At 68.8% G+C, this 26,709-nt stretch carries 29 protein-coding genes and 1 tRNA gene; 11 read left to right on the top strand and 19 right to left on the bottom strand.

What is annotated here, in order from left to right; genetic code table 11:
- Window positions 1-45: 45 nt before the first annotated feature.
- Complete coding sequence (locus BM066_RS08850) at window positions 46-747, bottom strand: hypothetical protein (RefSeq protein ID WP_089926387.1); 702 nt, start codon at window positions 745-747, stop codon at window positions 46-48.
- A gap of 129 nt (window positions 748-876) precedes the next feature.
- On the opposite strand from BM066_RS08850, the gene BM066_RS08845 reads away from it, so the two are divergent.
- Entirely contained in the window at window positions 877-3,498 is a 2,622-nt protein-coding gene (locus tag BM066_RS08845; RefSeq protein WP_143093694.1) for an FG-GAP-like repeat-containing protein, read from the top strand.
- Window positions 3,499-3,525: 27 nt separating this feature from the next.
- Here the strand turns inward: BM066_RS08845 and BM066_RS08840 are convergent, their stop codons facing one another.
- The 10 genes from BM066_RS08840 to BM066_RS08795 form a co-directional block, all read right to left on the bottom strand.
- Window positions 3,526-3,786, bottom strand: coding sequence for an ATP synthase F1 subunit epsilon (locus tag BM066_RS08840; RefSeq protein WP_089926382.1), 261 nt, complete (start codon window positions 3,784-3,786; stop codon window positions 3,526-3,528).
- On the bottom strand, window positions 3,786-4,034 hold the full coding sequence (locus tag BM066_RS08835; protein ID WP_089926380.1) for a hypothetical protein: 249 nt from the start codon (window positions 4,032-4,034) through the stop codon (window positions 3,786-3,788). The genes BM066_RS08840 and BM066_RS08835 overlap by 1 nt, the downstream gene beginning before the upstream one ends.
- Entirely contained in the window at window positions 4,034-5,653 is a 1,620-nt protein-coding gene (gene atpD, locus BM066_RS08830) for a F0F1 ATP synthase subunit beta (RefSeq protein WP_089926378.1), read from the bottom strand. The genes BM066_RS08835 and atpD overlap by 1 nt, the downstream gene beginning before the upstream one ends.
- A gap of 55 nt (window positions 5,654-5,708) precedes the next feature.
- Window positions 5,709-6,584, bottom strand: coding sequence for a F0F1 ATP synthase subunit gamma (locus BM066_RS08825; RefSeq protein ID WP_089926376.1), 876 nt, complete (start codon window positions 6,582-6,584; stop codon window positions 5,709-5,711).
- A 7-nt stretch (window positions 6,585-6,591) separates the two neighbouring features.
- Window positions 6,592-7,221, bottom strand: a complete 630-nt coding sequence (locus BM066_RS08820) for a pseudaminic acid biosynthesis-associated methylase (protein ID WP_018112923.1) — start codon at window positions 7,219-7,221, stop codon at window positions 6,592-6,594.
- 7 nt (window positions 7,222-7,228) lie between these two features.
- Window positions 7,229-8,761, bottom strand: coding sequence for a F0F1 ATP synthase subunit alpha (atpA, locus tag BM066_RS08815; protein WP_089926373.1), 1,533 nt, complete (start codon window positions 8,759-8,761; stop codon window positions 7,229-7,231).
- A gap of 47 nt (window positions 8,762-8,808) precedes the next feature.
- Window positions 8,809-9,363 (bottom strand): F0F1 ATP synthase subunit delta, encoded by a 555-nt coding sequence (locus BM066_RS08810; protein ID WP_018112958.1) that lies wholly within the window; start codon window positions 9,361-9,363, stop codon window positions 8,809-8,811.
- A 210-nt stretch (window positions 9,364-9,573) separates the two neighbouring features.
- On the bottom strand, window positions 9,574-9,810 hold the full coding sequence (locus BM066_RS08805; RefSeq protein WP_089926371.1) for an acyl-CoA thioesterase domain-containing protein: 237 nt from the start codon (window positions 9,808-9,810) through the stop codon (window positions 9,574-9,576).
- A gap of 151 nt (window positions 9,811-9,961) precedes the next feature.
- Window positions 9,962-10,309: a CC_3452 family protein gene (locus tag BM066_RS08800; RefSeq protein WP_018112927.1), complete on the bottom strand. Its 348-nt coding sequence runs from the start codon at window positions 10,307-10,309 to the stop codon at window positions 9,962-9,964.
- A gap of 399 nt (window positions 10,310-10,708) precedes the next feature.
- Window positions 10,709-11,134 carry a hypothetical protein gene (locus BM066_RS08795; RefSeq protein WP_018112961.1) on the bottom strand — a complete coding sequence of 142 codons (426 nt, stop codon included), beginning with the start codon at window positions 11,132-11,134 and terminating at the stop codon, window positions 10,709-10,711.
- Between the two features lie 267 nt (window positions 11,135-11,401).
- On the opposite strand from BM066_RS08795, the gene BM066_RS08790 reads away from it, so the two are divergent.
- The 4 genes from BM066_RS08790 (at window position 11,402) to BM066_RS08775 (ending at window position 14,351) form a co-directional block, all read left to right on the top strand.
- A complete protein-coding gene (locus tag BM066_RS08790; RefSeq protein ID WP_049801602.1) occupies window positions 11,402-12,046 on the top strand; it encodes a LemA family protein in 645 nt (214 codons plus the stop codon).
- Between the two features lie 165 nt (window positions 12,047-12,211).
- Window positions 12,212-12,991, top strand: coding sequence for a TPM domain-containing protein (locus BM066_RS08785; RefSeq protein ID WP_029589370.1), 780 nt, complete (start codon window positions 12,212-12,214; stop codon window positions 12,989-12,991).
- On the top strand, window positions 12,991-13,686 hold the full coding sequence (locus BM066_RS08780; protein ID WP_089926366.1) for a TPM domain-containing protein: 696 nt from the start codon (window positions 12,991-12,993) through the stop codon (window positions 13,684-13,686). The genes BM066_RS08785 and BM066_RS08780 overlap by 1 nt, the downstream gene beginning before the upstream one ends.
- Window positions 13,687-13,928: 242 nt before the next feature.
- Window positions 13,929-14,351: a YybH family protein gene (locus tag BM066_RS08775; RefSeq protein ID WP_049801612.1), complete on the top strand. Its 423-nt coding sequence runs from the start codon at window positions 13,929-13,931 to the stop codon at window positions 14,349-14,351.
- A 44-nt stretch (window positions 14,352-14,395) separates the two neighbouring features.
- Here the strand turns inward: BM066_RS08775 and BM066_RS08770 are convergent, their stop codons facing one another.
- Window positions 14,396-16,783, bottom strand: a complete 2,388-nt coding sequence (locus BM066_RS08770) for a TonB-dependent receptor (RefSeq protein WP_018113078.1) — start codon at window positions 16,781-16,783, stop codon at window positions 14,396-14,398.
- Between the two features lie 350 nt (window positions 16,784-17,133).
- Between BM066_RS08770 and BM066_RS08765 the strand changes: the two genes are divergently transcribed.
- Window positions 17,134-18,321, top strand: a complete 1,188-nt coding sequence (locus tag BM066_RS08765) for an acetyl-CoA C-acyltransferase (RefSeq protein WP_018113079.1) — start codon at window positions 17,134-17,136, stop codon at window positions 18,319-18,321.
- 35 nt (window positions 18,322-18,356) lie between these two features.
- Here the strand turns inward: BM066_RS08765 and BM066_RS08760 are convergent, their stop codons facing one another.
- A complete protein-coding gene (locus BM066_RS08760) occupies window positions 18,357-18,887 on the bottom strand; it encodes an HPP family protein (RefSeq protein ID WP_255367530.1) in 531 nt (176 codons plus the stop codon).
- 196 nt (window positions 18,888-19,083) lie between these two features.
- Between BM066_RS08760 and BM066_RS26395 the strand changes: the two genes are divergently transcribed.
- Window positions 19,084-19,224 carry a hypothetical protein gene (locus tag BM066_RS26395; protein ID WP_018113081.1) on the top strand — a complete coding sequence of 47 codons (141 nt, stop codon included), beginning with the start codon at window positions 19,084-19,086 and terminating at the stop codon, window positions 19,222-19,224.
- A gap of 173 nt (window positions 19,225-19,397) precedes the next feature.
- On the opposite strand, the gene BM066_RS08755 is transcribed toward BM066_RS26395, so the two are convergent.
- Window positions 19,398-19,835 carry a membrane protein gene (locus BM066_RS08755; RefSeq protein ID WP_018113082.1) on the bottom strand — a complete coding sequence of 146 codons (438 nt, stop codon included), beginning with the start codon at window positions 19,833-19,835 and terminating at the stop codon, window positions 19,398-19,400.
- 46 nt (window positions 19,836-19,881) lie between these two features.
- Here BM066_RS08755 and BM066_RS08750 point away from each other — a divergent pair, with 46 nt between their 5' ends.
- The 3 genes from BM066_RS08750 (at window position 19,882) to BM066_RS08740 (ending at window position 22,543) form a co-directional block, all read left to right on the top strand.
- Complete coding sequence (locus tag BM066_RS08750) at window positions 19,882-21,015, top strand: DNA cytosine methyltransferase (protein ID WP_018113083.1); 1,134 nt, start codon at window positions 19,882-19,884, stop codon at window positions 21,013-21,015.
- Window positions 21,016-21,093: 78 nt separating this feature from the next.
- Window positions 21,094-22,080 (top strand): cysteine synthase A, encoded by a 987-nt coding sequence (gene cysK / locus BM066_RS08745; RefSeq protein ID WP_018113084.1) that lies wholly within the window; start codon window positions 21,094-21,096, stop codon window positions 22,078-22,080.
- Between the two features lie 31 nt (window positions 22,081-22,111).
- A complete protein-coding gene (locus tag BM066_RS08740; protein WP_089926363.1) occupies window positions 22,112-22,543 on the top strand; it encodes a very short patch repair endonuclease in 432 nt (143 codons plus the stop codon).
- Here BM066_RS08740 and BM066_RS08735 read toward each other — a convergent pair.
- From BM066_RS08735 to BM066_RS08725, 3 genes are all read right to left on the bottom strand, one after another.
- The gene (locus BM066_RS08735) at window positions 22,540-24,324 is read right to left on the bottom strand and encodes an ATP-binding protein (RefSeq protein ID WP_029589424.1); all 1,785 of its coding nucleotides are present in this window, start codon (window positions 24,322-24,324) and stop codon (window positions 22,540-22,542) included. The genes BM066_RS08740 and BM066_RS08735 overlap by 4 nt on opposite strands.
- Window positions 24,325-24,482: 158 nt before the next feature.
- Complete coding sequence (locus tag BM066_RS08730) at window positions 24,483-24,773, bottom strand: DUF167 family protein (RefSeq protein WP_018113001.1); 291 nt, start codon at window positions 24,771-24,773, stop codon at window positions 24,483-24,485.
- Between the two features lie 3 nt (window positions 24,774-24,776).
- Entirely contained in the window at window positions 24,777-25,100 is a 324-nt protein-coding gene (locus BM066_RS08725) for a YggT family protein (RefSeq protein ID WP_018113002.1), read from the bottom strand.
- 124 nt (window positions 25,101-25,224) lie between these two features.
- On the opposite strand from BM066_RS08725, the gene BM066_RS08720 reads away from it, so the two are divergent.
- Window positions 25,225-25,300, top strand: a tRNA-Ala gene (locus BM066_RS08720).
- A 39-nt stretch (window positions 25,301-25,339) separates the two neighbouring features.
- On the opposite strand, the gene BM066_RS08715 is transcribed toward BM066_RS08720, so the two are convergent.
- Window positions 25,340-25,792 carry a MarR family winged helix-turn-helix transcriptional regulator gene (locus BM066_RS08715; RefSeq protein ID WP_089926361.1) on the bottom strand — a complete coding sequence of 151 codons (453 nt, stop codon included), beginning with the start codon at window positions 25,790-25,792 and terminating at the stop codon, window positions 25,340-25,342.
- A gap of 102 nt (window positions 25,793-25,894) precedes the next feature.
- Window positions 25,895-26,629: a GntR family transcriptional regulator gene (locus BM066_RS08710; RefSeq protein WP_018113018.1), complete on the bottom strand. Its 735-nt coding sequence runs from the start codon at window positions 26,627-26,629 to the stop codon at window positions 25,895-25,897.
- Window positions 26,630-26,709 lie beyond the last annotated feature (80 nt).

Raw genomic sequence — 26,709 nt, 5'->3', positions numbered from 1 at the left:
ATAGGACCACCGGACCGGGGGGCAAGCCCCGGATCCGCCGACCGCCTAACGGCTGGTGGTCGAGTACAGGATCTGGGCCTGCTCGTAGTTCTTGCCGATCGAGGTGTCGTCCAGCTTCTTCAGGCGCATATAGACCAGGCCGGCGTGGCCGTCGGCCCAGGCGTCGTCCCACGACACCGTCAGGCGCTTGACGTCGCTGACCGTCAGGTCGTTGCGGATCAGGCGCAGCTGCGGCTTGTTCTCCCAGGTCGCCCAGTCGTGCAGGGCGTTGGCCAGGGCCTGGGCCTGGGCGTCGCCCTGGGCGTACTGGATGGTGACGGTGCAGACGTTCTTGTTGCTGCCCGGATTGTCGATGGCGATCAGATACGGCTTGCCGATATCCATCACCCACTGCTCTTTCTTCTTCTTCATCCCGGCGGCTTTGGCCAGGGTCGGGAAGTCGCCGCCGACCACGGCCGGCTTGCAGACCTTGTCGAGCACGCCCAGCAGCTGCAGCGAGACGGGATCGGTGGTGGGCGGGCCGCGGGTCGGGGCGACATAGTCCGGCGCCTGACCGGCGGGCGGCGCGGCCACGGTGGGCGTGGCCGTCATGGGATCGGCCGGCGCGGCGGGGGTCTGGACCGCCGGATCGGCGGCGGGCGCGGTGGCGGGAGCCGGAGCGGTCGGAGCAGTCGGAGCGGTTTGCTCCTGGGCGACGGCGGTCGAAACCGCGCCGAGGGCGATCAGGCTGGCGAGCGCAAGGCGCATGGTCGAGTTATCCCCGTTAGGCAAGAGGTCGGCATTAAAACCGACAAGCGGTCCCTCGCAACCCTTATGGTGGCCGATTAAGGCGGAGAATGGGTCACAGGTGTAATTTTCTCGCCAGAGGGATGCGGCGTGACGCCCCAGGGGATGGGGCGAACAAATCAGCGTTCTGGTTTGCCGGGTCGCCCTTATCAGCTAGACATTGCATTCGCTGCTTATGTTCGGAGGCGTCGCATGGCCATTTTCGTCGGAGGTTATGGAGACGACGTCTATGATGGGACGGACGCAGACGACGACATTCAGGGCAATTCCGGCGACGACCAGCTCTCGGGCGGCGCCGGCGACGACACCATAGACGGCGGCGAAGGAAACGACGTGGTCAAGGGCGGCCCGGGCGCCGACCACCTGTCGGGCGGCTGGCTGGGCAATGACGAGCTCTACTTCGATCTCGAGGACTACGACCAGACCTCCGTGGAGACGGGCGCCAACCACTTCTTCATCGCCGGCTTGCCCGCCGGCAAGACCCAGCATCTCACGACGCTCAAGGGCGAGGGCGCCGGTACCGGCACGCAGCAGATTTTCAGTCTGCTCGAGGATCTCGGGACCCATCAGCTCCTGCTCGATGGCGGGCTCGATGTGATCGGCGTTCCCAACAATCTCGGCATTCCCTGGAACTACGGGCAGCTATCCAACTATCACGACACCCTGGACCTGACGCGCGCGACGGCGGCGGTGAACGTCGACCTGAATATCTCCGGCTACCAGAACACCGGGATGGGAAGCCTTTCCCTCGTCAACATCCAGGATGTCTGGGGCGGCGACTTCGGCGACCGGCTGACGGGCGACGGAATGGCGAACGGCCTGTTTGGCGGCGCGGGGAACGACGTCCTCCAGGGTTTCGGCGGCAACGATGAGCTTTCCGGGGGCGAAGGCGAGGACCGCCTGGATGGCGGCGATGGTCACGACGTGGTCAAGGGCAGCTCCGGCGCCGACTGGCTCAGCGGCGGCGGCGGCGACGACGACGTCTACTACACGGTCTCAGACCAGAATCCCCTCTCGGTTGAAAGCGGAAACGATCACTTCTTCATCTCCAGCGCGCCCGCCGGGGAAGTGGCTCGCGCGTTCACGCTGAGAGGCGACGACTTCCACGCCGTGGGCACGCGCGACATCTTCAGCCTGTTGGACAACCTGGGGTCCAGCGGCGTCCTGCTGGATGGCGGGTCGGACATGTACGGCGCCAACGACCACGACGTGCTGGATCTCACTCGGGCCGCCGGGGCGGTGCAAGTCGATCTGAGGATTGGGTGGACCGCCGAGCAGAACACCGGCATGGGCGCCTTCACGATCGTGGCCTTCGAGGATGTCTGGGGCGGCGACTTCGGCGCGATGTTGACGGGCACCAGCGTTCAGAACGTCCTGACGGGCGGCGCCGGTGCCGACACCTTGACCGGCCTGGGCGGCGACGACGTCCTCGAGGGCCGCGCCGGCGAGGACGTGCTTTCGAGCGGCGACGGCGCCGACCTGCTCAAGGGCGGACTGGGAGCCGACCTCCTGTCCGGCGGCGCGGGAGCCGACATTTTCCAAGGCGTGCTCGCCGACTTCGCGGGCGACACGATCCAGGATCTGTCGTCGATCGATCGCATCCGCATCACCGGTGCGACCGCATCGACCCTGGGAATGACGCAGGACGGCCGCGACGTGACCTTCAGCAGCGGCGAGGTCCTGCACCTGGGCCAACCGGGCCGTCTGGGCGTGATCTCCGAAACGGCGAATGGGGTCGACCTCGTGCTCAGGCCGACTCTCAGGTCGGCCAGCGATTTCGACGCGGACTTCGATGGCGACGGCCACAACGACCTGGCGTGGCGCTTCCTGTTGGACGGCGCGGCGAACAACGGCGACTTCAATGTCACCCTGGTGAAACTCGGCGTTCCCAACGCCCAGCCCCTGCGCACCTCCCATTTCGACATCCAGGGCGTCGGGCTGGATTGGAACATCGCGGCGATCATCGACCTGGACGGCGATGCGAAGTCCGATCTTCTGTGGCGAAACGATCAGGGCGTCTTCAGCGTCTGGACATCGACCGGCGACGTCTTCACGCCCAACGTTGTCGTGGACGGCACGGTCTCGATGGACTGGACGCTGGCCCGGACGGGCGACTTCGACGGCGACGGCAAGACGGACCTGATCTGGCGCAGCGCCGACGGCTTCTTCACCGAGTGGCGATCGACGGGCGCCGCCTTCCAGCAGAACGTCTTCATGCAGGGCGGCGTCTCCCCCGACTGGCGGCTCGTCGGCGCCGAGGACTTCAACGGGGATGGCAAGGACGACCTGCTCTGGCGCCACCTTGATGGCGGGACGACCATCTGGACGTCCACCGACTCGGGCTTTGACCAGAACACCTATGTCGACTTTTCGATGAACCCGACCTGGCAGTTGGAAGCGTCCGCCGATTTCAACGGCGACGGCAAGGCCGATCTGCTGTGGCGACATGACAGCGGCGTTGTCAGCACCTGGTTCTCGAACGGCGACGGTTTCACCAAGCAGTACGAATCCCAGCAGGTGGACGCCGACTGGAATGTGGTCGCCTCGGGGGATTTCAACGGCGACGGCAAGGCCGACATCGTCTGGGAAGACAGCGAGAGCACCTTTTCGATCTGGACCTCGACCGGGGATCACTTCACCCCGAACGCGCTGGTCGACGGCCTAATGACCGAAAACCACCACATGGTGAGATCGGACGATATCTTCAGCTAGCGCCCGCGCGAACACGCGTGGACGGCTCTAAGCCGCCTCGACCGCGTGCTCGGCCAGGATGGTGAAGCCGTCCGGGCCGACGTCGGCGAAACCGCCCTGGATGTCGAACAGGCGCACGGTCGAACCGTCGCGGACCGTGACCCGGCCTTCGCGCAGGGTGGTCATGAACGGCGCGTGGTTCGGCAGGACGCCGAAGTCGCCTTCCGCGCCCGGGGCGTCGACCTGGTCGACCTCCGCCGAGAACAGTTCGCGCTCGGGCGCGACGAGGGAGAAGTGCAGCTTAGCCATCAGTCGTGTGTCTCCACGGCGCCCAGGGCCGCTTCGATGTCTTCGTCGGTCTGGATCTCGGTCCCGCAGAACGGGCAGAAGCGGATGGTGGCCAGCACGACGCCGGTCTCGCCATCCTCTTCCCGATGACCCAGGTTGAGCAGGATCAGCCCGCTGTCGTGCTCGATCAGCGCGTCCTCGGGATCCGAAGACACCGCATCCTCGAGCTCTTCGCAGCAGAAGTTCACCAGCTCGTGTTCGTCGGTCATTAGGCTTCGCCAGCCAGCTTTTCAGCCTTGGCCACCGCTTCCTCGATCGGGCCGACCATGTAGAAGGCGGCTTCGGGCAGGTGGTCGTACTCGCCGTCCACGATGCCCTTGAACGAGCGGATGGTGTCCTTCAGCTGGACGAAGGCGCCGGGCGTGTTGGTGAACTGCTCGGCGACGTGGAACGGCTGGCTGAGGAAGCGCTGGATCTTGCGGGCGCGGGCGACCGTCAGCTTGTCCTCTTCCGACAGTTCGTCCATGCCCAGGATGGCGATGATGTCCTTCAGGGCCTTGTACTGCTGCAGCACTTCCTGGACCGAGCGGGCCACGTTGTAGTGCTCTTCGCCGATGACCAGCGGGTCCATGATCCGCGAGGTCGAGTCCAGCGGGTCGACGGCGGGGAAGATGGCCTGGGCGGCGATGTCGCGCGACAGAACGGTGGTGGCGTCCAGGTGGGCGAACGAGGCGGCGGGCGCCGGGTCGGTCAGGTCGTCGGCGGGCACGTAGATGGCCTGGACCGAGGTGATCGAACCCTTGTTGGTCGAGGTGATGCGCTCCTGCAGGTTGCCCATCTCGGTGGCCAGGGTGGGCTGATAGCCCACGGCCGAGGGGATGCGGCCCAGCAGCGCCGACACTTCGGCGCCGGCTTGCGTAAAGCGGAAGATGTTGTCGACGAACAGCAGCACGTCCTTGCCTTCTTCATCGCGGAAGTACTCGGCGATGGAGAGGCCGGTCAGGGCCACGCGGGCGCGGGCGCCCGGGGGTTCGTTCATCTGGCCGTAGACCAGGGCGCAGCGGCTGCCTTCGGTCGAGCCGTTGTTGGCCTTGGGGTCGACGTTGACGTTCGACTCGATCATCTCGTGATAGAGGTCGTTGCCTTCGCGGGTGCGCTCGCCCACGCCGGCCAGAACCGAGTAACCGCCGTAAGCCTTGGCGATGTTGTTGATCAGCTCCTGCATCGTCACGGTCTTGCCGACGCCGGCGCCGCCGAACAGGCCGATCTTGCCGCCCTTGGTGTAGGGGCACATCAGGTCGATGACCTTAATGCCGGTGACCAGCACCTCGGCGGTGTTGGTCTGGTCGGCGAACGACGGGGCGTCGCGGTGGATGGTGCGGTAGATGTCCGATTTGATCGGGCCCTGCTCGTCGATCGGCTCGCCGATGACGTTCATGATGCGGCCCAGGGTGCCCGGACCGACCGGAACTCGGATCGACTCGCCGGTGTCGCGCACGGCCTGGCCGCGGACCAGGCCCTCGGTGGCGTCCATGGCGATGGCGCGGACGGTGTTCTGGCCCAGGTGCTGGGCGACTTCGAACACCAGACGCTGGCCCGAAGCGGTGTTGACCGTCTCCAGGGCGTTCAGGATGGCCGGCAGCGGGCCTTCGAACTCGACGTCGACGACGGCGCCGATGACCTGCACCAGCTTGCCGGTGGCGGCGCCGATGGTGGCGGCGGCCTTCGGGGCCGGGGCCTTGGCGGCGGCCGGGGCCTTGGGCGCGGCGGCCTTCGGAGCAGCCTTCGGGGCGGCGGCCGCGGCGGCGGCGGCCTTCGGAGCGGCGGGCTTCTTCACGGCGGCCGGCTTAGCAGCGGCGGCGGGAGCCTTAGCGGGGGTCTTGGCCATGGCGTTCAGGGTCTTTCGTGCGTCTTCTGCGGGCGTTTTATGGGTGGGTTCAGGATCAGACGGCTTCGGCGCCGGAGATGATCTCGATCAGCTCCTTGGTGATCTGAGCCTGGCGAGAGCGGTTGTATTCGAGGGTGTAGCGCTTGATCATGTCGCCGGCGTTGCGCGTGGCGTTGTCCATCGCCGTCATCTGGCTGGCGTAGAAGCCGGCCATGTTGTCGAGCAGGGCCGACAGGATCTGGACCGTCAGGTTGCGCGGCAGCAGGGTCTCGAGGATGGCCTCTTCCGAGGGCTCGTACTCGTAGACGGCGGCGGGGCCCGAGGCCGCGTCCGCGCCCTCGACCACGGCCGGGACCAGCTGCAGGGCGGTCGGGATCTGCTGCACCACCGACTTGAAGCGGCTGTAGAACAGGGTGACCACGTCGACTTCGCCGGCTTCGTAGAGGCGGGTGACGACGTCGGCGATCGGCTGGGCGACCGACAGGGTGAACTGGCGATAGGCCGACAGGTCGAAGTTCTCGATGACCCTGTCGCCGTACGGACGGCGCAGTTGGGCGGTGGCCTTCTTGCCGACGCAGACGATCTTCACGTCCTTGCCCTCGGCGATCAGGCTCTCGATGCGCTCGCGGGCGGCGCGGACGATCGACGAGGTGAAGCCGCCGGCCAGGCCGCGGTCGGCGGCGGCGACGATGACCAGATGGCGGTCGTCGCGGCCGGTGCCGGCCAGCAGGGCCGGAGCGCCCTCGCCCGACACGCCGCTCGCCAGGTTGGCGATGACGTTCGACAGCCGGCGCGCATAGGGGCGCGCGGCCTCGGCCGCGTCCTGGCTGCGGCGCAGCTTGGCCGCCGCCACCATCTGCATCGCTTTCGTGATCTTCTGCGTCGCCTTGACGCTTGCGATCCGATTGCGCATTTCCTTTAGGCTTGCCATCCGCCTATCAGACCTTCCTAAACAACCACCAGGTGCTGTCGTCCATCACGGTCGTTCTTCTCCAGAAGAACCCGTAATCGACCAACTGCAGATCTGGGAACATATCCATGTAGAGCGAGCCAAAATCGTTCTTGAACAGAAGATCTTGTTCGCCACGGTAGGTAATCGTTTCGGCCTTCGGCGAAAAATACTCGGAGCAGAAGACGTACTTGGAAGCCACGCGGTGCACTTCGCGCATCGTCGCCTCCAGCTGGCTGGGATCGACGTGGATCAGGACGCCGGCCGTGAAGGCCATGTCCACCGCGCCGTCCGCCAGCGGGATGCTGTGACCGAAGCCCTCGAACAGATGGTCGGCCGGCAGGACGCCGTTCTGGACCAATTGCTCGCGGGCCGAAGCGTTGGGCTCGATGGCCCACTGCTCCATGTTCGACAGCGCCTGGAGGCCCAGGAGGTTGAGACCCACATTGGGGCCGACCTCCAGGACGCTCCTGGGCATGTCGCCGGTCATGCGCCGAAGCACCTCGCCCCAAACCCGCGCACGGCCGCGAACGGCCTCGACGGTGGCGCCGCTACGTTGCGTGTAGCGGTCGCCGAACTCGCCGGTCCATGCGTCCAGGGATTTGGGTTGATGGGCCATCGATCAGTTAGGCAAAGGTCGCCGAGAAGCTGTCGAGCACGCTCTTCAGCGTGTTCTCCAGGTCCTTGTCGAGGGCCTTCTTGGTGCGGATGCCGTCCAGCAGGTCCTTGTGCTGGCTGTGCAGGCGGGCCAGCAGCTCGCTTTCGAAGCGGCGGACCGACGCGGTCGGGATCTTGTCCAGATAGCCGCGGGTGCCGGCGTAGATCACGCAGACCTGCTCTTCGACGGCTTGCGGCGCGTATTGCGGCTGCTTCAGCAGCTCGGTCAGGCGCTCGCCGCGGGCCAGCAGTTTCTGGGTCGAGGCGTCCAGGTCCGAGCCGAACTTGGCGAAGGCGGCCATTTCGCGATACTGGGCCAGCTCGCCCTTAATCGCGCCGGCGACCTGCTTCATGGCCTTGATCTGGGCCGACGAACCGACGCGCGACACCGAGATGCCGACGTTCACGGCCGGGCGGATGCCTTGGTAGAACAGGTCGGTTTCCAGGAAGATCTGGCCGTCGGTGATCGAGATCACGTTGGTCGGGATGTAGGCCGAGACGTCGTTGGCCTGGGTTTCGATGATCGGCAGGGCCGTCAGCGAGCCCGAACCGTTGTCCTCGTTCAGCTTGGCGGCGCGTTCCAGCAGGCGGGAGTGCAGGTAGAACACGTCGCCCGGATAGGCTTCGCGGCCCGGCGGGCGGCGCAGCAGCAGGGACATCTGACGGTAGGCGACGGCTTGCTTGGACAGGTCGTCATAGATGATCAGGCCGTGCAGGCCGTTGTCGCGGAACCACTCGCCCATGGCGCAGCCCGAGAACGGGGCCAAGTACTGCAGCGGGGCCGGCTCCGAGGCCGAGGCCACCACGACGATCGTGTATTCCAGGGCGCCCTGCTCTTCGAGCGTCTTGACGATCTGGGCGACGGTCGAACGCTTCTGGCCGATGGCGACATAGACGCAGTAGAGCTTGGCGCTCTCGTCCTTGCCGGCGTTGGCGGCCTTCTGGTTCAGGATGGTGTCGATCGCGACGGCGGTCTTGCCGGTCTGGCGGTCGCCGATGATCAGCTCGCGCTGGCCGCGGCCGACCGGGATCAGGGTGTCGATCGACTTCAGGCCGGTCTGCACGGGCTCGTGCACCGACTTGCGCGGGATGATGCCCGGGGCCTTGACGTCGACGCGGCGACGCTCGGTGGAGACGATCGGACCCTTGCCGTCGATCGGCTCGCCCAGCGGGTTGACGACGCGGCCCAGCAGGCCGCGGCCGACCGGCACGTCGACGATCTCGCCGAGGCGGCGGACTTCGTCGCCTTCCTTGATGGCCTGGTCCTGGCCGAAGATCACGGCGCCGACGTTGTCGCGCTCGAGGTTCAGGGCCATGCCCTTCACGCCGGCCTTCGGGAACTCGACCATCTCGCCGGCCTGGACGTTGTCCAGACCGTAGATGCGGGCGATGCCGTCACCGACGGACAGCACCTGGCCGACGTCCGAGACGGCGGCTTCTTCGCCGAAATTGGCGATCTGCGACTTGAGGATGGCCGAAATCTCGGCGGCGCGGATGTCCATGGCTGTTTGGGCTCTCTGCGATCTATCTTTTGGGCGCGCTTATACGCTTAGGCGCGCTTCAGGGCGAATTTCAGGGAATCGAGCTTGCTGCGGAGCGAAGCGTCGAACAGGCGGGAGCCGACACGCACCTTGATGCCGCCCAGGATGGACGGATCGACGCGGGTCGAGATTTCGGGGGTCTTGCCGACGGCCGTGGCCACCGCGGCCGACACGCCCTTCAGCTGGGCGGCGGTCAGGGCCTTGGCGGTGACGACCTCGGCGGTGACGACGCCGCGGTGCTGGGCCGACAGCTCGACGAAGGCGCTGATGGCGCCCAGCAGGTCGCCGGCCCGGCCGTTGCTGGCCACCAGGCCCAGGAACTTGGCGGTCAGCAGCTGGAACTTGGCCTTGGCGGCCACGGCGGTCAGGCCCTTGGCCTTGTCCTCGGACGAGAAGGCCGGGCTGTCGATCAGGCGGCGCAGGTCGGCGCTCTCGGCCGCCATCGCCCGCAGCGCCTTCAGGTCGGCCTCGACCTGGGCCAGCTGGTTGCTCTCGATCGTCAGTTCGAACAGGGACTGCGCATAGCGCTGACCCGCATCCGTCGCCTTGGTTTCGTCCGCCACTTGTTCCGCCCGGTGCGTTGCAATCGCCGCGGACAAGAAGATTAACCCTCGTCCCGGCTTAAAGGCTTGAGCGCGCTCTAGAAAAGCGCATGGACGGCCGGCGCTGACGCGCTGCCCTGTCCGAAGCCGCGCGCCTGATAACACGCAGCCTTCGCAGTCGCAACCAAGGCCAATGCGTAAGGAGCGCCGCCGTTTCGTAAAACAGGTGTGTTAGGCCGACGGAACCCTGCGGAACACCGCCGAGGCGGTGGCGACCAGGTTTCCGTCTTCGGTGCGGGCCTCGGCCTGGGCGAAGACCAGGCTGCGGGTCGAACGCTCGATCCAGGCCTTGCTGGCGGCGACCTGGGCGGCGGCGGCGTAGTCGACGGTCATCGAGGCGGGTTCGGCGTCCGGCCCGGCGATCCGGCGCAGGGCGTCCTCCAGCAGGGCGGCGGTCGAGGCGGTCATGGAAGGTCCCTTGGTCCGAACCCTGCCTAATAACAAAGAGGGTCGAGAAAAAGGGCGGCGAGACCGGCCCGCCGCCCCTCAGGCGAATGTTCGAGGAAACAGCCGGACGGGGCGGGAGGGCCCCAAGGCGTCCGGGTACTAAAGAGAGCGCCTACTTCGCGGCCGTCTGCACGCCGGCCTTGGCCGAGGCGTTGCAGCGGGTCAGGTCGTCGGCGTCCAGCGACCGGGTCTCGCCGCCGAAGGCCGCCACGCGGCCGACTTCCTTGGCCAAGGCCTTGCACGAGACGGCGGTCAGGGCCCGCGACGGCGCGGCGGTCGAGACGCACTCGGCGCCTTCGCAGACGAAGACGGCGCCGCCAGCGACGACCTTGGTCTTGGCGGCCAGCGGGTTTTCCAGGGCGACGGCGATGCGGCCGTCGGCGAAGGCCGAACCGGCGAACAGGCAGGTGGCCATGGTCGCGGACAGGGCGGCGACAGCCGCCAGGGATTGGAGCTTCATCAGAGAGCCCTCCAGCGTGTACGGGGGAGTTGGATCGAATGATCGGCGATAAGCTGTACTGGACGTTCCAACCCGGGGATGGCGGCGCCGGTATCCCCACCGGGGCGCCGGATCAGAACTAAGCACTGCTTAGATATCAGCGTTCAGAAATTGCGCAAGCGGAATTTATTTCGCATGAGCATTTTTTAATGAAACGGGCGTTTTGGCGATGCGCGTTCCGCCGCTGCGACCGGAACGGGTCGGAGGAGTCCGACGCCGAGACCGGATGAAGGGCGATCGCCTGGAGATTGGCTGCAAAAGCTGTCATCCCGGACAAGCCCGGCGAAGCCGGGCGCAGATCCGGCATGACAACCGTTTTCGGGCCTATGCGATTGCCCGGAGACCGAGGAAGGGCTCGCTCTAAAGCCCGAGGATCGAGTCGAAACGGCTCTCGGCCGCGGTCTGGATGGGCCGTTCCTCGACCATGCCGTCCAGCCGGGCGTAGCGGCCGTTCTTGCCGGCCTTGCGACGGATGTCGTCGGCGTTGATCACCACGGTGCGGCTCTCGCGCTCCAGGGCCTTGCCCATGACCGCCGCGAAGACGGCGCCGATCACGGCCGCCGCCGTCGGCCCGGTCGCGTCACGCCAGCCCTCGCCAAAGATCGCCTGCAGCCGGCCGATCAGCAGCTCGCGATTGGGTTGGTCGTCGATCAGGGCGACGACGAAACGCTCGGCCCCGAACACCCCGGCGGCCAGACCCAGGGCGATGGCCGCGCCCAGCCAGCGCGGCTTGGCGTAGAGGCCAAGCATGGCTCCCAGGACGGCGCAGGCGAACATCGCGATCATGACCGCGATCGTGCCGGACGTCGGTGAGTCAGGGATTAAGACGCTTGGGTCGGGGTCGGCGACCGATCGTCGCGGAGCGCAGGACTCGGGGAGGCTTTGCTGAATCCCGCTCGGTTGCGCCCCCGACGTTTCCGGGATGACAAAAGCGCGCATTGCGAGAGAATGCACGCACAGGTCGTCATCGCGTTTGCATCGACGCGAAGCTGGCCCTTAGTGTGCATCGAACGACCCGGTCACGCCGGATCCAACCAGGCCCGAAGGGACTTCATGCGGATGCTCAGAACCCTCACCCGTCTCGCCCCCGTCCTCGCCGTGAGCCTGTTCCTGGCCGGCTGCGGGATCAACACCATCCCCACCCAGGACGAGGCGACCAAGACCGCCTGGGCCGAGGTGCAGAACCAGTATCAGCGCCGCTCCGACCTGATCCCCAACCTGGTGGCGACGGTGAAGGGCTACGCGGCCCAGGAGAAGGGCGTGCTGGTCGAGGTCACCCAGGCCCGCGCCAGCGCCACCCAGGTCAAGGTCGACGCTTCGACGATTACCGACCCGGCCCAGTTCCAGCAGTACGCCGCCGCCCAGGACAAGCTGTCGGGCGTGCTGGGCCGGCTGATGATGATCCAGGAAAGCTATCCGGAGCTGAAGTCGAACCAGAACTTCCTGGCCCTGCAGAGCCAGTTGGAAGGCACCGAGAACCGCATCTCGATCGCCCGGCGCGACTACAATCAGACGGCCCAAATCTACAACACGACGCTGCGCACCTTCCCCAGCATCATCTGGGCCAAGACCCTGTACGGCTCGCAAAAGCCCGCCCAGCTGTTCCAGGCCACGGCCAACGCCCAGTCGGCGCCGAACGTCAACTTCGACGCCCCGGCCGCGCCGGCCGTCAACACCCAGCCCGGCCCGGCGCAGTAGGTGGGCGCGGCGCGCGCATCTCTCCTCCCCCGTGAAACGGGGGAGGTGGCCGCGCAGCGGACGGAGGGGGCGTCCGGCCGCCGCAATGCGCCCGCTCGACGCCCCCTCCGTCACGATGCGTATCCGCATCGCGCCACCTCCCCCGCTGCGCGGGTGAGGCTCTATGTGCTCGCCTTCCTGGCGCTCTGGATCTTCGCCCTCCCAGCCCTGGCCGCCGCCCCGACCTTCCCGGCCCTGACCGGCCGCGTCGTCGACGGCGCCGACATCCTGTCGCCGCAGGTCGAGACCGAGCTGACGACCAAGCTGGAGAACCTGGAAAAGACCACCGGCCGCCAGCTGGTGGTGGCCACCGTGCCCAGCCTGCAGGGCTACGAGATCGAGGACTACGGCTATCAGCTGGGCCGCACCTGGGGCATCGGCCAGAAGGGAACCAACACCGGCGCCCTGCTGATCGTCGCCCCCAACGAGCGCAAGGTGCGCATCGAGGTCGGCTACGGCCTGGAGCCGATCCTGACCGACGCCCTGTCCAGCGTCATCATCCAGACCGCCATCCTGCCGAAGTTCAAGGCCGGCGATCTCGAAGGCGGGGTCACGGCCGGGACCGACGCGGTCATCGCCCAGCTGGCCCTGCCCGACGACGAGGCCAAGGCCAAGGCGGCCCAGGCCTTCAAGGTCTCCGAGGAGGCCCAGCGCGGCGCCGGCGCCTCGCCGATCCTGGCCCTGCTGATCCTGTTCGTCGTCATTGTGGTGCTGAGCCAGGTGTTCGGCCGCCGCGGGCGGCGCGGTGGCGGCCTGGGCCCCGCCCTGCCCTGGATCATCCTGAACGGCATGCTCAGCGGCGGCCGTGGCGGAGGCGGCGGCTGGAGCGGCGGCGATGGCGGCGGCGGCGGTTTCTCCGGCGGCGGCGGCTCGTTCGGCGGCGGCGGATCTTCGGGGAGCTGGTGATGCAGACGCTTTCGCAGGCCGACCAGGTCCGCATCGCCCGGGCGGTGGCCGAGGCCGAGAAGACCACCGCCGGCGAGATCTATTGCGTGCTGGCCCCCGAGGTTGGCGACGACCGCGCGGTCCCGCTGATCTGGGCGACCGGCGCGGCCCTGCTGCTGCCGGCCCTGGCCCTGCTGGCCGGCTTCCGGCCCGAGATGCTGAGCCGGCTGTTCGGCGGCTGGAGCATCGGCCACGCCGCGGCCCAGGACGTGGCCATCCTCTCGGCCCTGCTGACCTATATCGGCCTGCAGGCGGCGATCTTCGCCGTGGTCGCCGCCCTGGTCTGGATCCCCGCCGTGCGCCGGGCCCTGATCCCCGCCGCGGTCAAGAAGGCCCGGGTCCGCCAGGCGGCGCTGGACTATTTCCTGGCCAAGGACCTGCACCTGACCCGCGAGCGCACCGGGGTGCTGATTTTCGCCGCCCTGGCCGAGCACCGGGTCGAGGTGATCGCCGACGAGGGCGTCCACGCCGCCGCGCCCAGCGGGGTCTGGGACGAGGTGGTGGCCGACCTGGTCGCGGGTCTCAAGCGCGGGGCCGTCGCCGACGGCTTCGTGGCCGCCATCGCCCGGACCGGCGCCATCCTCGCCGCCCACGCGCCGCCTCGGCCGGACGACCCCAACGAACTGCCCGACGGGCTGACGGTGCTGCCGCGTTAGAGAACCTGGTCTCCGGAAGCCAATGGTATTCACATAAGGATCGCCGCGAAGAAAGCTGTCATCCCGGACAAGCTCGGCCAAGCCGGACGCAGATCCGGGACCGCCGGAAGCGCATGCGCCCGGGCGTCGGTCCCGGATCTTCGCGCTGCGCGCTCGTCCGGGACGACAAGCGCTTTTGGTCAGCGCCTCCTAGGGTCCGTTCGCCCCCGTCGCGCGTTGTGGGCGTGACGCAGGAGGATCCCATGAGCGACCAGGACGATTTCACCACCTTCCTCGACCAGCGCCGGCGTGTCGCCCAGGCCTATGTCAACGGCGACGCCGGGCCGCTGAGCGAGATCGCCGCTCAGGCCAATCCGGCCACCTTCTTCCCGCCCGGCGGCGGACGCGAAGAGGGCGCGGGCCACGTCACCGCCGTTAACGCCCGCGGCGCCCGGAGCATGGCGGCCGGCGGCGAGACGACACTGGAGATCCTGCACAGCCAGGCCGACGGCGACCTGGCCTATTGGACCGGCCTGCAGCACGCCACCGTGCGGTTCGTCGGCCGGGACGAGCCGGCCGAGATGCACCTGCGCGTCACCGAGATCTTCCGACGCGAAGACGGGGCCTGGAAGATGATCCACCGCCACGCCGATTTCCTGTCCGAAGCCAAGGCGGCGGGCCAATAGAAAGGGCGGCCGGTCTCCCGGCCGCCCCGGATCGATATCGAAGCCTAGAACGACTTGCGGATCGTCAGGCCCGCCGTGCGCGGCTGGCCGATCGAATAGCCCAGCCGGGCCCGGCCGCCGCGCTCGCGATCGAACGACAGCAGGGCGTTCTCGTCGGCCACGTTGTTGACATAGGCGATGATGTCCAGGCCGTTGTCCATCTGCAGGCCGGCGCTGAGGTTGATGATGTCGTAGCTGGGCAGCTGCAGGTTCAGCACCGTGGCGTCGTTGCCCGTGGCCCCGCCGAACGGCAGGCCCGAGACGAACGAGCGCGGGTTGTTCTCCTGGTCGCTGGCCTGGGTGAAGCGGTTGCCCACGTGCTGGTAAGAGGCGGTGACATAGCCGTCCATCGTCGCGGTCAGGGTCCGCGTATAGGTGGCGCTGACCGAGATCTGGAACTTGGGCACCGACGGCAGGCGGTTGCCTTCGCGGATGCCGCCGATCACCGCGCCCGTGCCGTCGCGCACCGTGGAGTCGAACTCGGCCTCCAGCAGACTGCCCGAGACGCGCAGGTCGAGGCCCGGCGCCACGCGGGCCGACAGCTCGCCCTCGATCCCCTTGGTGTGGGCCTTGGGCACGTTGAACACCACGCGCGACGAGCACGAGCCGGCGTCCAGCGTGGTCTGCAGGTTCTTGATGTCGGTGTAGAACACCGCGCCGTTGAAGGTGACGCCGCCGAACCGCGACTTCACCCCGCCCTCATAGTTCCACAGCGTCTCGTCGTCATACGACTGGAAGCCGCCGAAGATCGCCGCGTCCTGCGGGGTGCACAGCGGCAGGTTCAGCGGATCGTTGACCCCGCCCAGCCGGAAGCCCTTGGACGCCTGGGCGTTGAAGGTCAGGCCCGGCGTGGCCTTGTAGCTGACCAGGACGCGGGGGGTGAAGCCGTCGGACGAGGTCTTGTCGACCTGGTCGTCGCCGTTGGCGAACAGGCCGCCGGAGGTGAAGCGGCGCTTCTCGCTGAAGTCGTAGTAGCGGCCGCCGGCGGTGATCGTCAGCTTGTCGATCTCATAGCTGGCCTCGCCGAACACCGCCTTCTGCTTGATGTTGTAGGGCAGCGAGGCGTTGTAGGGCGAATTGGCCGGAAAGCCGTTGGCCACGGCGGCCGAGGTGCCCGCCCCCAGGGTGGCGTCTGTATAGGCGTCGTAGCCAGGCGTCGGCAGGCGCTGGTTATAGACCCGGTCGACCTTGGAATAGAACGCGCCGACCAGCCACTGGAACGGGCTGTCGTTGTTCGAGCTGAGGCGCGCCTCCTGGGTGAACTGCTCGAGATCGGTGGTGTCGACCAGCTTGGACGGCAGGGTCACCGCCGCCGCCGGGAAGCCCAGGTCGACCGACACGCTGCCGGTCAGGGCGCTGGCGTCGCGGTTCACGGCGATCTTGCGGTCGATATAGCTGGTCACCGAGGTCAGCTCGACGCCGTCGAAGGCGAACGAGGCGGTCAGGTCGCCCAGGAAGGTCTTGTCGTCGAAGCTCTCGTCCAGCAGCAGGTACTGCTCGCGCTCGCCCATCGTGATGGCCGGGCGGGTGGTGGTGAACGGGTTGGCGAACAGGTTGAAGGATTCCTGGCGGTTGAAGCCGCCAGCGTGGATCTTCTGATAGACGAGGCGCGGGGTGATCTTGATGTCGTCGGTCGGCTGGAACAGCAGCGACGCCCGGCCGCCGCGGCGATAGCCGTCGTTGACGTTGTTCTTGCGCGCGCCGCCCTCGCCCAGCGCGTCGACGAAGCCGCCGTACTCGGTGTCATAGCCCACCACCCGCAGGGCGGCCTTGTCCGACAGCGGCAGGTTGACCGCGCCCTTCAGATAGCCGCCGACGTCGCCGCTCCGCAGCACGTTGAAATTGCCCTCGACCACGCCCTCGTGAGCGCCCAGCTTGGGCTGGTTGGTGATGTAGCGGATGGTGCCGCCGACCGAGCCCGAGCCGAACAGCGTGCCCTGCGGCCCACGCAGGGTCTCGACGCGGTTCAGGTCGAACAGGTCGATGTCCGGCGTGAACAGCGACAGCGAGATCACCGACTCGTCGAGATAGACCCCGACCTGCTCCTTGACCCCAGGCTGGTCGCGGACCACCTGGCCGGCCGAGACGCCGCGCACCGACACCTGGCTCTGGCCGGGGCCGAGGTTCTGGATCGTCAGGCCGGCGACGCTGCGCGACAGGTCCTCCAGCGTCACCGCGCCGGACTTCTGGATGTCGGCCTGGCTCTGGGCGTTGATCGAGAACGGCACGTCCAGGATCGTGGCGTCGCGCTTGGTGGCGGTGACGATTAGTTCCTCGACGGTGTCGCTCGATTGCTGGGCGGAGGCGACCGCCGGCGGGACGACGAGCGCCGCCAGCGAGGCGGCGGCCAGCAGCGCGTGTCGCGCCCCTCGGCGATGGGTCACAAGACGCATGTGTTCCTCCGGTTCCACAATCCTGGCGGCCCTCCGGATTTTCAATCCTTGGCCACAACCTGAGCGTTCTTGGCCGAATCGTTGAAAGTCAACACCAAAGCAAACAGGATCTTAGAAACATGGGATCTTTCGCAGGAAGCGTGAGATAGACGCAACAATGCCGCGATGGTCTTTCCGGGAACGTCGATCCATGGTCAAGCTTTGAGGCTTTTCCTGGAAATGTTAACGCTACCGGCCATAGACCGGCTTTTCGGCTCGGCCTTGCTTTACGTTCGCGTGACCTTTCGCCGACGGAAATCCCGGTCTAGGGTGACCCCAATTCAAACTAACGTTTAAAGGGGAGTGCGCCCATGCGCGAAGCGGTCATCGTCTCTTACGCCCGGACCGGCCTGGCCAAGTCCAACCGCGGCGGGTTCAACAACACCCACGGCGCGGCCATGGCCGGCCACGCCATCCAGCACGCCGTGTCGCGCGCCAAGCTGGACGGTCCGGAAGTGGAGGATGTCGTGCTGGGCTGCGGCGGCCCCGAAGGCGCCACCGGCATGAACGTCGCCCGCAACGCCGCCATCTGGGCCGGCCTGCCGGTCACCACCTCGGGCCAGACCGTCAACCGCTTCTGCTCGTCGGGCCTGCAGGCCATCGCCACGGCCGCCAACTATGTCCGCAACGACGGCGCGCCGGTCGCCATCGGCGGCGGGGTGGAGTCGATCTCGCTGGTCCAGGGCGGCGGCCACATGAACCGCTTCCACATCACCGAAGACAAGCTGATGCGCGAGAAGCCGGCCCTGTGGATGGCGATGATCGACACCGCCGACATCGTCGCCAAGCGCTACGGCGTCAGCCGCGAATATCAGGACGAATATTCGCTGCGCAGCCAGCAGCGGATCGCCGCCGCGCAAGCCGCCGGCCTGTTCGACGACGAGATCGTGCCGATGGCCACCCAGATGAAGGTGGTCAACAAGGAGACCAAGGAAGAGAGCCTGGTCGACTACGTGGTCACCAAGGACGAGTGCAATCGGCCCGACACCACCCTGGAAGGCCTGGCCAAGCTGGAGCCGGTCAAGGGTCCGGGCAACTTCGTCACCGCCGGCAACGCGTCGCAACTGTCGGACGGCGCCGCCGCCGTGGTGGTGATGGAGGCCAAGGAGGCGGCCCGCCGCGGCCTGGAGCCCCTGGGCCTGTTCAAGGGCTTCGCCATCGCCGGCTGCGAACCCGACGAGATGGGCATCGGCCCGGTGTTCGCCGTGCCGCGCCTGCTGGAACGCCACGGCCTGAAGGTCGACGACATCGACCTGTGGGAGCTGAACGAGGCCTTCGCCAGCCAATGCCTCTACAGCCGCGACCGCCTGGGCATCGATCCGGAGAAGTACAACGTCAACGGCGGCTCGATCGCCATCGGCCACCCGTTCGGCATGACCGGCGCCCGCTGCGCCGGCCACTTGCTGCTGGAAGGCAAGCGCCGCAAGGCCAAGCTGGGCGTGGTGACCATGTGCATCGGCGGCGGCATGGGGGCGGCCGGACTGTTCGAGATCTTCTAGGCGACGAAGGGTTAGGGGCGCGGATGCGCGCGCCCCTAACCCTGCTCGGCCTCTTCGCCCGGCCGAGGCGCCACGAGGTCGGACAGTTTCCGCCAGACGATCGCGAAACCGGCCAGCAGGATCGCGCCCGGCAGGATCACCTCGAACAGATAGCCGATCTTCAGGCCGAGGTTCACGACCAGGAAGGCGTCGACGGCCGCCGGCGGGTGGAAGACCCTCAGGCGCAGCATGACGACCACCGCCAGTCCCACCGCGATCGCCGCCAGGGTCGGCGAAGGGCCGCCGGCCAGCAGCGCCAGATAGCCGACGCCCGCCGAGGCCAGATGTCCGCCGATCAAGGCCCTCGGCCGGGCTGGCTCCGATTCCGGCGCGCCCATCACCAGGGCGATCGAGGTGATGAAGGGAATCTGCCAATAGGGGATCGCCGTCAGCCGCGAGGCCAGGACCAGGCCCCCGACGCAGAGCCCCGCGCCCAAGCCCGCCAAGCCCATCCATCCGGCCACGGGCCCGCGAAGGAAACGGCGCGCGCCACGCGCCCCGGCTTCCAGTGTCTCTTCGGCGGTCACATGCCCCTCCCCCAAGGTTCCGTCGAGCTCTACCATGGTTCGCGCGCGCCGGCGTCCCACCCCTGCCCTCCAGCTCGACAATCGGCGAACTTCGCGTCGCGCGCCGGCGCCCCTCTTGAACACCGCCCAACCGCAACCATCTTTGTTGCCGATTGACCGCCCATCCCGGCGGAGATCGTCAACAGGACCCGCCGCCATGACCTCCCCCGTCAAGGCCCTCTTCGCCCTCGCCGCCGTCGCCGCCGTCTCGATCGGCCTGCTGCTGCCCGTGCCCGGCAGCGTGCGCCAGAACCTCGACGCGCGCGGCCACTATGAGCTGATGGACGTGGGGCACTAGGCTTCGACGCCCGCGAGACGCCAGGCGTCAGAGCCCCCAACGGTTGTCATCCCGGAAGCCTCGCAGAGGCTGTCCGGGACCCAGGGGACTGGGCTCAGGCGGTGCGGTTCACCCGGATCCCGGGCAAGCGCTGCGCGCTTTCCGGGATGGCAACTGTGAGGTCGCCCCGCCCCCTAAGGCCTCGGCTGGCGCGCCAGGTCCTCCGGCCTTGCCGCGCAGCCCCTCAGGACCTGGCCGTTGATCGTCACCTCGGCGCGATAGCCGTACCGCCGGTCCGACATGCCGTCCGAACAGGGCTCGGGCCGCAACTTGAGCACCAGACCGCCCACGCCCCAGACGCCGACATCGCCCTCGACACGCACGCCGGTGTTGGCGGACGCGACCTCCGCCTGGCCGGCCCGCGTCAGGCTCAGGCCGTCCCGGCGGATCTTGCCGCCCCAGAACGGCTCGGTCCCGACCAGGTCGAAGTCGCCGGAGAAGTCCGGTCCGGGCGGCGCCGAGGCCGGGGCGTCGGCCGGCGCGCTCGACGCGCCCTCGGACGCCCCCATCGGCGCCTGCCCGCAGGCGGCGAGGTTCAGGATCAGGCAAACGGCGGCGGCGGAACGGAGCATGGCGGCGCTATCCTCGGACGGGCGGCTCACGCTAGACTCCCGCGCGATGAATCGGAACGCCCCGCCCGGACCTGTCTTCTACGAATTCTTCGCCGGCGGCGGGATGGCGCGCCTGGGCCTGGGCGAGGCCTGGACCTGCGCCTTCGCCAACGACTTCGACCCGGTCAAGGCCGCCACCTATCGCGACAACCATCCGGACGCGGCGGGACACTTCCACGAAGGCGACGTGTGGAAGATCGCGCCGGCCGACCTGCCCGGACAGGCGGACCTGGCCTGGGCCTCCAGCCCCTGCCAGGACTTCAGCCTGGCCGGCGCGCGAGCAGGCCTGCAGGGCGGCCGCTCCTCGGCCTTCTTCGGCTTCTGGCGGCTGATGGAGGCGCTCTCCGCCGAGGGCCGCGGTCCCGACACGGTGGTGGTCGAGAACGTCGTCGGCCTGCTGACCTCGCACGGCGGCGCCGACTTCACCGCCCTGTGCCGCGCCCTGGCCGGCCAGGGCTATCGCTTCGGGGCGCTGGAGATCGACGCCGCCCGCTTCGTCCCGCAGTCGCGGCCGCGGGTGTTCGTGATCGCCACCCGCCTGCCGGTCGACGGTCTGGCCGGCCCTAGCCCGTTCCAGACCCGCGCCGTGCGCGAGGCCCAGGCCCGCCTGCCCGCCGACCTGCAAGCCCTGTGGACCTGGTGGGGCCTTGCCGCCCCGCCGGCCCGCAACACCAATCTTTCCGCTCTGCTCGAACCCGACGACCAGGCCGCCTGGCGGACCGACGAGACCACCCAGACCTTGCTCGACCTGATGGCTCCGGCCCACCGCGCCGCCGTCGAGGCCAGGGTCCAAAGCGGCGAGCGCGCGGTCGGCGCGGTCTTTCGGCGCATGCGCGGCGGCGAGCAGCGGGCCGAGGTGCGGTTCGACGGCCTGGCCGGCTGCCTGCGCACCCCGCGTGGCGGCTCGTCCCGCCAGACCCTGCTGGTCATCGACAAGGGTCGGGTGCGCTCGCGCCTGCTCAGCCCGCGCGAGGGCGCCCGCCTGATGGGCCTGCCCGACGGCTACCGCCTGCCCCGCAGCGCCACCGCCGGCCTGCATGTGATCGGAGACGGCGTGGCCGCCCCGGTCGTGCGCTGGCTGGCCGAGGGGCTTCTGACTCCTCTGGCCTTCAGGAAAACTGCGCCGCTCGCGGCCGAATGAGCCGCTGACACGCCAAATCCCACGGCCTAAGGTGGGTTAGGCCCACGCCGCCAACGCCACACCCAAGCGAGACTTCCCATGGATGACGCCTCCTCGATCTACGACGCCGCGCGGTTCAAGCGCGCCGGCCGCGGCAAGATCTTCGATTCGATCCTCGACACGGTCGGCGACACGCCGCTGGTCCGCCTGCCCAACCTGACCGCCGAGCTGAAGCCCAAGGGCACGGTCGTGGCCAAGCTGGAGTTCTTCAACCCGCTGGCCTCGGTCAAGGACCGCATCGGCGTGGCGATGGTCGAGTATCTGGAGGCCAAGGGGCTGCTGAAGCCGGGCGGCGTGATCGTCGAGCCGACCAGCGGCAACACCGGCATCGCCCTGGCCTTCGTGGCCGCCGCCAAGGGCTACAAGCTGACCCTGGTCATGCCCGAGAGCATGTCGATCGAGCGCCGCAAGATGCTGCTGCTGCTGGGCGCCAAGCTTGAGCTGACTCCGGCCGAGAAAGGCATGCGCGGCGCCGTGGCCCGGGCCCAGGAGATCATCGAGGCCACCCCCGGCGCGGTAATGCCCCAGCAGTTCGAGAACACCGCCAACCCGCTGATCCACCGCGTCTCGACCGCCGAGGAGATCTGGAACGACACGGCCGGCGCCGTCGACGCCGTGGTCTCGGGCGTCGGCACCGGCGGCACCATCTCGGGCGTCGGCCAGGTGCTGAAGGCCCGCAAGCCGTCGGTAAAGATGGTCGCCGTCGAGCCGGAGGCCTCGGCCGTGCTGTCGGGCGGCGCGCCCGGCCCGCACAAGATCCAGGGCATCGGCGCCGGCTTCGTGCCGGGCATCCTCGATCGCGGGGTGATCGACGAGATCATCCAGGTGAGCAACGACGACAGTTTCGCCATGGCCCGCAAGGCCGCCTCGACCGAGGGCCTGCCCGTCGGCATCAGTTCGGGCGCGGCCCTGACCGCCGCCTTCGACCTGGCCATGCGCGACGACTATGCCGGCAAGCTGATCGTGGCGATCATCCCCAGTTTCGCCGAGCGCTACCTGTCGACGGCGCTGTTCGAGGGCCTTTGATCCGCCGCGGCGGCGGGGGCGTTAGGGCGTCATGACCGACGTCTTCGACCCCGCCAAGCGCTCGGCCGTGATGGCCCGGGTCAAGAGCCGGGACACCCGGCCCGAGCTGCTGCTGCGCCGCCTGCTGACCGGGCTGGGCGCGCGTTACCGCCTGCACCGCAAGGATCTGCCCGGCTCGCCCGACGTGGCGATGCCGGGCCGACGGCTGGCGATCTTCGTCCACGGCTGCTTCTGGCACGGCCACGACTGCCCTCGGGGTTCGCGGGCGCCCAAGGCCAATCGCGACTACTGGCTGGCCAAGGTGGCGCGCAATGTGGCCCGCGACGCCCGCAACCGCGCCGACCTCGCCGCCGCCGGCTGGCGGGTGGAGACGGTGTGGGAGTGCCAGATGAAGGACCAGGGGGCGTTGCGGGAGCGGCTGGCGAGGCTGCTGGAAGAGACCGCGCCGCGGAAAACCCCCTAGGCCGCCGCCCTGTCCGCGCCCGCCCGCAGCACCTCGCTGAGCGCCGCATGCAGCTGGCCGGGATCGATCGGCTTGGCGACGTGGGCGTCCATGCCGGCGGCGCGGCAGGCGTCCCAATCCTTGGCGGTGGCCGAGGCGGTGACGGCGATCACCGGGATGTCGCGGTTGGGGCCATCGGCCGCCCGCAGCTGCCGCGTGGCGTCGCGGCCGTCCATGCCGGGCATGTAGACGTCCATCAGCATCACGTCGAACACCTCGGACCGCAGCAGTTCCAGGGCCCGCTCGCCGGACTCGGCCAGGGTGGGCTGGATGCCGAACGACTGCAGCACCAGCTCGATGGCCCGGCGGTTGACGACGTGGTCGTCGACCACCAGCACCCGCGCCCCCTCGACGATGATCCCGCCGGCCCGGACGTCCGGCGCCTGGGCGGCCCCGAGCCGGACCTCGAGCCGGAAGCGCGAGCCCTTGCCGGGCTTGCTGGTCACCGTCAGGTCGCCGCCCATCAGCCGGGCCAGCTCGCGGCTGATCGCCAGGCCCAGGCCCGAGCCGCCGTGCTCGCGCGCCACGTTGGCGGCCAGTTGGTCGAACGGCGTGAACAGCCGCGCCAGTTCGTCCTCGGTCAGGCCCCGGCCGGTGTCGGCGACGACGGCCTCGAACACCAGATGATCGCCGGCCTCGCGGGCGGCCAGCCGCACGGTGACCGCTCCCCGCCCTGTGAACTTGATGGCGTTGGACAGCAGGTTGTTGAGCACCTGGCGCAGCCGCAGGGGATCCCCCGCCACCCACCGCGGAAGATGGGCCGCGCCCTCGACCCGCAGACGCAGGCCCTTCTTGTGGGCGTCGGGACGCCACAGGCGCAGGGTGTCGGCCATGGCCTGGCGCAGGTCGAACGGGGCCTGTTCGACCGCCATCCGCCCGGCGTCCAGACGCGACAGGTCCAGCAGGTCGTTAAGCAGGGTGCGCATCATCGCCCCGGCGTCGCCGATCAGCTGGGCATGGGTCTTGGAGGCGGCGTCGGGCGCGTCGCTGTGCAGGCGGGCGGCCCCGGCCAGGATGGCGCTGATCGGGGTGCGCAACTCGTGGCTGATCATCGCCACGAAGGCCGACTTGGCGGCGACGGCCTCCTCGGCCTCGTGGCGGCGGCGCTCGGCCTCTTCCTTGGCCGCGGCCTCGGCCCGCAGGGCCCGCTCCAGGGTGCGGGCGGCCACGAACACCGAGACGATCAGCAGCAGCACGCCGAACCACAGGGCGTTGGCCAGGGGCGCCTGCGGATTGGCCGCCCGGGCCACGAACGGCGCGATCAGCAGGTAGACCACGTGCGGGGCGGCGGCCGAGATCGTCGCCGACCTCAGGCTGGAATTGACGACGATGACGTTCAACAGGGCTCCGGCCAGCAGCAGGCCGCCCAGGGTCGGGGCGAAGCGCACGGCCGAGGCGAACAGCGGCACGGACAGGAAGCCGAAGATAATCGAGGTGATCGCCGGCATGGCCGCCACGGCCAGCCGCAGGGCGCGGCCGGGATGGGGCCGGCGCAGCAGCTGGCGGATCAGGACCAGCTCGACCAGCTGGGCGGCCGCGTAGGTCCCGGCCCACAGCCAGACCCAGCCCGCGTTCATGAAGACGTGCAGGATGAAGGCGATCATCACCGTGGCGACGACGCGCAGATGGAGGTTGCCGCGCCGCGCGAGCGCCACCCTCACCTCTCCCGACCGATGTCGTTCGTCGCCCACGCCGCCCCCCGCGCCGCGCGACCCCCGCCCGCGACCAAGAGCCCATAGCATGAAACATCGTCGCTAAGAGGGGATGAAAAACCAGGGTTCGCTCACGCCTTTTTCGGCCGGAACCGTCGAAACCTGCCCCCATTCCGGGTCCAGGCGGGCATTTCCAGGCGCGGGCGGCGGTCAAGCTGAGATTTCCGCTCAGGCCTTGTCCGGGCGTTTCATCGCGTGGATTCGGGCGGACGGCCCAGCGCGCGTTCCAGCGACAACGGGTCGCAACCGGCGATGTCGATCAGCTTCAGCCGCGCCCCGGCCCCCGAGGCCAGCGTCACCGACGACCGGGGCACGCCCAGGGTCTTGGCCAGGAAGGCGATCAGCGCCGCATTGGCCGCGCCCTCGACCGGCGGGGCCGCGACCCGCACCTTCAGATAGGGCCGGCCGTCGCCGTCGGCCGCCCAGCCGTCGATCGCCTCGCGCCCGCCGCGCGGGGTGAGGCGGACCGCCAGGCGCATGAGCTAGTAGTAACCGCCGCTCAGGCCGATCAGCGTCCGCAGCAGGCCCGGCAGGAGGATGGCGCGCACGCCGGTGATGATCAGCAGCACGATGATCGGGCTGATGTCGACGCCGCCCAGCGGCGGGATGATCCGCCGGAACGGCCGCAGGACCGGGTCGGTGACCCGGTCGAGGAAGGTGCTGATCTGATAGACCGCGCGATTGCGCAGATTGATGATGTCGAACGCCACCAGCCAACTCAGCACGGCCGAGACGATGATCGCCCACCACAGCAGGCCCAGCAGCGCATCCAGGATGAAGAAGACGAACTTGAGGATGTCGACCATGAGCTTCCCGTCCAGTGACACCGCTTCTTGCCGCGCCTCGGCGGCCCTGGCAAGCAAAGGCCGCCGACGGAGCCAACCGAGCGCTTGACGAGGCCGCCGCCCCAACGTATCTCCGCGCTTCCTTGGGGCCGTAGCTCAGATGGTAGAGCGCCTCGTTCGCAATGAGGAGGTCAGGGGTTCGATTCCCCTCGGCTCCACCAAGGACCTTCCTTCAGACGCTTAAAGACTGCTTCGCCCCGTCAGGCCGGTTCGAGACGGGCGTCGACCGATCGGAGCTTGGCCAGCAGTCGGCTGAATTCGGAGCGCTCGGCGGCCGTCAGGCTGGCGAAGGCTTCCTGGTCGTGCGCCAGGGTCTCCTGCTCGATCCGTTCGCGCAGGGTTTCGCCGGCGGCGGTCAGATGCAGCGCGTTGGTGCGGCGGTCGCGACCAGGACGGCGTTCGATCGCGCCCAGGATCTCCAGCTCGTCGACGGCCTTCATCGTGCTGGCCCGGTTGACGCCCAGGGCGCGGCCCAGGGCCGTCTGGTCGCATCCGGCGTGCAGCGCGATATAGACGATCGCCGTGGCCCGCGCCGGCGTGACCTTCAGGGGCGCCAGGCGCCCCGCCAGTCCCGCCATGGCGCGCACGTCCGCATAGTGGAGCTGCAAGCCCAATCGCTGGCCCAAGGCGCCGAAAGCGGTGATTTCTTCCATGACCCCTCGCGTCGCCCCGAATTAGGACGCCAAGCAAACTGTATCCCTGGCGACATTACAACAAGCCGGACGCCCCCTCCAAGCCCCGGCGCCCGGCGGCGATCAGTCGGACCGGATGGTCCGCGCCGCCGCCAGCGGGCGGCCGGCGCCGGCGGCGGCCTCGAAGACCTTGGCGTTGCGGATCGCCGCGAAGGCGTGGTCCCGCATGATCCGCTCCGCCGCCTCGGCGTCGCCGCGCGCGATGGCGTCGAACACCGCCTGGTGCTGGCGGTGGGCGGCCAGCAGATGGTCGTACTCGGCCGCCAGGTCGGCGAGGTCCAGCGCCATCGCCCCGGCGCCGGCGAAGGGCTCGAAGCTGTTTCGCGCCAGGGCGGTCGCCACCGCCGCATTGCCCGAGGCGGCGACCAGGGCGTCGTGGAAGGCCAGGTTGTAGGCGCCGTAGCGGTCCAGGTCCTCGGCGCTCAGCCGGCCCGCCGCGAACAGCGCCTCCCCTTCCGCGATCAGGCCGGCCAGCCGCGTCCGCGTTTCGGGCGGCATCCCGCGTTCGGCCAGGCGGCCGGCCGCGAAGCCCTCGAGCACGCCGCGCACCTCGATGGCGTCGCGGATCCCCGCGCTGGACACGCCGCGAGCCGCGTAGCCCCGGGCGCCCAGCCGCACCACCAGCCCCTCCTGCTCCAGGGACCGCAGCGCCGTGCGCACCGGCATCCGCGAGACGCCCAGCGCGGCCGCCGTCGGGATCTCGGCGATCCGCTCGCCGCTCTTGAGCTCGCCCGAGGCGATCATCTTGCGAAGGGCCATCATCACGCGCTGGCCCGGCTTCATGCTCGGCGTCTCCATGGCGGCGACCCTAGCGGACGGGCTTCCGCATCCACAAGCTCACAATTGGATCCAATATCTTGACGTGACCGGTTTTGCGA

The organism is Caulobacter sp. UNC279MFTsu5.1 (assembly GCF_900114015.1).
In the GTDB taxonomy this organism is placed as follows: Bacteria; Pseudomonadota; Alphaproteobacteria; order Caulobacterales; family Caulobacteraceae; genus Caulobacter.
Note: the sequence above shows the minus strand (reverse complement) of the source record. Positions and strands in the feature narration are given on the sequence as shown.